Here is a 4,366-nt window from a genome sequence, read left to right on the forward strand (position 1 = left end):
TCAGCCGAGGCGGGTCAATCCGCTCGAAGTGAAAGCGAAAGGGGAGGGACTTGAAGCCTCCCATGTCATGTAATAGATGACTATACTTTTACCAGCTATTTCTTCACCACTTCACTACTGATATTACCTGCTGTACTCACAAAATAGCTGCTCGTCCACAAAGATGGCAGCTTTTTCAGTTCCGGGAATTCCTCCCGCAAAAAACGACTAGAACGACCTTTGAACAACTTAACTACTAAGACAGGGGTGTCCGTTGGCTTGACGGCTACAAACAAATGTACGTGATCTGGGGCCACTTCTAGCGCCAATATATCCCAACCTTTCTCAATTGACAACTCTAGGAAAATCTGACGAGTTCTAGTCGCCACGTCGCCCAATAAAACTTTTTTGTGGCGCTTGGGGATAAAGACAAAGTGGTAGTTTAGTAAGAACTTAACGTGGTTGTGCGTTTTGTATTCGGCAAGTGGCAGCATAAATAGTTTGTTGATACAAATTGACGTATCCACTATACTCGTTTAGAATAAACAAATCAACCAATATTCAGGAAAACAGAGGTGCCAAAAGAACGAAAAGCAATGGGTGTTCAGCAAGTATTGCTGTCACCAAACAAAGAACTTCAAACATTACTAGAATACCTGTGCCGACAATCCGGAAAACTGTACAACAGTGGTGTATATTTGGCTCGCCAAACTTTTTTTAAAACAGGAAAGCTGTTGACTGGAAAGTTCGACTTATCTTTTGAGCCGTCAGTGGCAAAATCAATGGTTGCTAAGTCGTTGCCATCAACGCCAATGCAGCAAACATTGATGTCGGTCGCAGAAGCCTTTAAATCTTTTAAAGAATTAAGAGATTTGTATATCAAAGGTCAATTATATTTTAAGCCCAAGCCACCGGGATACCTGAAAGGGCCTAATACCAATTCACTATGAAGCTGCACTTCATGGGAAGCCTCAAATCCTTTCCGGTAAAGGATCTATTCCATGCAGCTTCATAGAAAAATGGTATAAGTTGTTCAAAGTAGCTTATCCAAACTCAGGGGGCTTAAGACCTAAACTTATTGGTAATCAGCTAAGATTCTCCTTGGGATTGACGGTAAAGCGGTGGTTTGAAGTTTCCGAATTCTTTCTGCCTATGCCGTCAAATCTTGACTTTTCCAAGGTGAAAGAGTTTACGATTCTACCTAAGAATGGTGCTTTTTATCTTGAAACATCTTACGAGGTTGAAAAAGAACAACACAGCCTAGACATCGATCAAGCGTTATCAATTGACTTGGGAACTGCTGACAATTTAGCAGCCTACCTTGATACATTGGGAAATTCTTTCTTGATTGATGCTCGCGCTATGAAAGCGATGAATCAGCTATGGAACAAAAAAGTAGCAACTAGAAAAGAAGGAAAGGCAGAAGGTTATTGGGATAATTGGCTAGACCGCGCAACCCGAAAACGCAACCACCAAATGCGCGATGGCATTAACAAGACCGCGAAGTTGATTGTTAGCCATTGCTTGGAACACAGCATTGGCAACATTGTTTGTGGCTGGAATCAAGGCTTTAAGTCTAATGCTAATATGGGTAAAAAGAACAATCAAAAGTTTGTTCAAATGCCTTTAGGAAAGTTGAAAGACCGATTAAATCAACTGTGTGACTTACACGGCATCAGGTTTATTGAAACCGAAGAAGCATATACATCCAAAGCTAGTTTTCTTGATGGAGACTCCCTACGCAAGTACGGTGAAAAGCCAGAAGGGTGGAAAGCGTCGGGAAGACGAATTAAGCGTGGATTGTATCAGTCTGCCGATGGAACCGTGGTGAATGCAGACCTAAATGGTTCTGCCAATATCCTCAGAGTGCGATTCGTTTAGCTGAAACCCTTGCTATATAAGCAATGCGGAGGACGGCTAGCCAGGGACGACCTGGATAACTGAGTGGAACATGATGGTGACGGAAGTACCCTAGAAACCGAAGTCCATCCCCCCTGGTGCTGGGGTGAAAGCATATCCCTAGGGACATGGGCAGGAAAACCCAGAACCGACTGCAAGGGATAGAAGGTAAAAGCACTGACAGCCTAAGCCAGTGACTACCAAGCAGAAGTTCTCATGAGTAAAGCGAAAGCTTGAAGGCACGCCTGAATCATCGTGATGTTGAATGGGGTAATAAGGCTGATACCCCAAGCCAAAAGGCAAGGATAAGGAGTTAGCAAATTCTTAGTTGACTAACTAGCACTCCAAAGAAACCCGGTGAATAGTGTCGCTCTAAAAGACTTGAAATGACCACTCGGAACGAAGTAACCCTCTCTCACGCTCTTAGGAGGTCGAATACCTAAGTAGGTTCCAACCACAAGCAGAAAGAGGGTGGGATTGAGTCAGAAGCGAATGCCTCACTGTAATGGTAAGGATATGCTGACAGATTCACGATGTCTTGGAATGAAGAATCTTGAGTGAGAGATTAAATGTCTAAAACGCTGAACAATCAGACGGTGGAATGGAAGGCTTTACCCTGGCGAAAGTTAGAGGTACGAGTCTTCAAGCTCCAAAAGAGAATCTTCAAAGCCTCTAGTCGTGGCGACGTTAAAGCAGTTCGGAGACTCCAGAAGACTTTGATGAGGTCTTGGTCGGGTAAGTGTCTCGCGGTAAGGAAGGTTTCGCAGGATAACCAGGGTAAGAAAACGGCAGGTGTAGATGGAATTAAAAACCTAACCCCCCATGCCCGTCTTGTCTTGGTAACTCATCTCAAAGTGACTGGGAAGTCCAAACCTACCCGCAGAGTGTGGATTGATAAGCCGGGAAAAGTCGAGAAACGACCTCTTGGTATACCCACGATGTTTGACCGTGCCTTACAAGCCCTAGTAAAACTGGCACTTGAGCCAGAATGGGAAGCTAAATTCGAGGGAAATTCCTTCGGATTTCGACCTGGACGTTCTGCCCATGATGCGATTGAGACAATCTTCAAAAATGTCAGCCTAAAAGCCAAGTATGTGCTTGACGCTGATATCTCACAATGTTTCGACTGCATAAACCATAAAGCACTGCTCCAAAAATTGAATACATTCCCGACATTACGCAAGCAAATTAAAGCTTGGTTGAAATCAGGAGTGATGGATAGCGGAGTATTCTCAAACACCAAGGAAGGTACACCGCAGGGTGGAGTCATTTCTCCACTTCTGGCAAACATAGCCTTACACGGGTTTGAGGATTTCATTACAAGCTTCTACACAATCACCAGAGGGATAGTAACGACTACCGGAAGGAAAAGTACTACTAGGGTTAAACCTACGCTAGTAAGATATGCAGATGATTTTGTGATACTCCATGAGTCTGAGGAGTTTGTAACCCTCCTGAGACAAAAAGCAGACGAATGGCTAAAAAACATGGGACTAGAATTGAAGCCAAGTAAAACGCGAATATGCCACACCTCTGAGGGGTTCAACTTCTTAGGGTTTAATGTGCGCCAGTACAAAGTAGGGGCATACAGAGCGGCAACTTTATCTAAGGGTAATCAATATTCCCCTAGTAAAGAAGTAATAAATCTAGGCTTTACAACAATCATCAAACCCACAAAGGAAGCAGTCAAGAGACATCTTGACAAGATAGGACAAGTAATAGATAAACATCATAATGCCCCTCAAGAGGCATTGATAAGCCGTCTCAATCCGATAATCAGAGGATGGTGTAACTATTATGCGTCATCTGTGAGTAAGGAAACATTTAACAAATGTGACCACCTCACCTATCAAAAGCTTCTCGCATGGGCAAAAAGCAGATGCACCAAAACTAACGCCCACGATACTGTTAGTAACTACTGGCGTACCGTAGGCAAAGACAACTGGACATTTGCCACGTCAGGCGGAACAGCCTTGGTGAAACATTCAAGTACTCCAATAGTACGCCACACCAAGGTTCAGGGTGCAAGAAGCCCGTTTGATGGAGATTTAGTCTACTGGGGTAAGCGTATGAGTAGCCACCCGGAACTGTCTTCCAGAGTAGCCACTCTCTTGAAAAGGCAGGCTGGGAAATGTGTACTCTGCGAGCTGAGTTTCAAATACGGCGATTTATGGGAAGTTGACCATGTTATCCGTACTTCTAGAGGAGGTAAGGATGAATATAGTAATTGGCAGCTTCTTCACCGCCACTGCCACGACTTGAAAACGGCAACAGACGGAGATGTCCGTTTGGAGAACTGGGATGACAACCCGTTCTAGTGTTAAAGGTACTCATAACAAGAGCCAGGTCATTGAGGAGCCGTATGTGGTGAAAGTCACAAGTACGGTTTGTGCGGTTCGTTGATTGAAACCAAAGTCTCATAAAACTTAGGAGGAAAATCGTCTCTACACCGCCTTGAGTGCAAACTCAGAAATATAGTAGAGATAAC

General features: G+C 44.0%; 4 protein-coding genes. 3 read left to right on the top strand and 1 reads right to left on the bottom strand.

What is annotated here, in order from left to right:
• Nucleotides 1-95: 95 nt before the first annotated feature.
• Entirely contained in the window at nucleotides 96-473 is a 378-nt protein-coding gene (tnpA, locus tag JGK20_RS33165) for an IS200/IS605 family transposase (RefSeq protein WP_293233656.1), read from the bottom strand.
• Nucleotides 474-554: 81 nt separating this feature from the next.
• On the opposite strand from tnpA, the gene JGK20_RS33170 reads away from it, so the two are divergent.
• From JGK20_RS33170 to ltrA, 3 genes are all read left to right on the top strand, one after another.
• Entirely contained in the window at nucleotides 555-929 is a 375-nt protein-coding gene (locus JGK20_RS33170) for a hypothetical protein (protein WP_293208454.1), read from the top strand.
• Between the two features lie 79 nt (nucleotides 930-1,008).
• The gene (locus tag JGK20_RS33175) at nucleotides 1,009-1,860 is read left to right on the top strand and encodes a transposase (RefSeq protein ID WP_293208456.1); all 852 of its coding nucleotides are present in this window, start codon (nucleotides 1,009-1,011) and stop codon (nucleotides 1,858-1,860) included.
• Nucleotides 1,861-2,447: 587 nt separating this feature from the next.
• Nucleotides 2,448-4,196: a group II intron reverse transcriptase/maturase gene (gene ltrA / locus JGK20_RS33180; RefSeq protein ID WP_325315998.1), complete on the top strand. Its 1,749-nt coding sequence runs from the start codon at nucleotides 2,448-2,450 to the stop codon at nucleotides 4,194-4,196.
• Nucleotides 4,197-4,366 lie beyond the last annotated feature (170 nt).

The organism is Microcoleus sp. PH2017_05_CCC_O_A (assembly GCF_020738785.1).
Lineage (GTDB): Bacteria > Cyanobacteriota > Cyanobacteriia > Cyanobacteriales > Microcoleaceae > Microcoleus.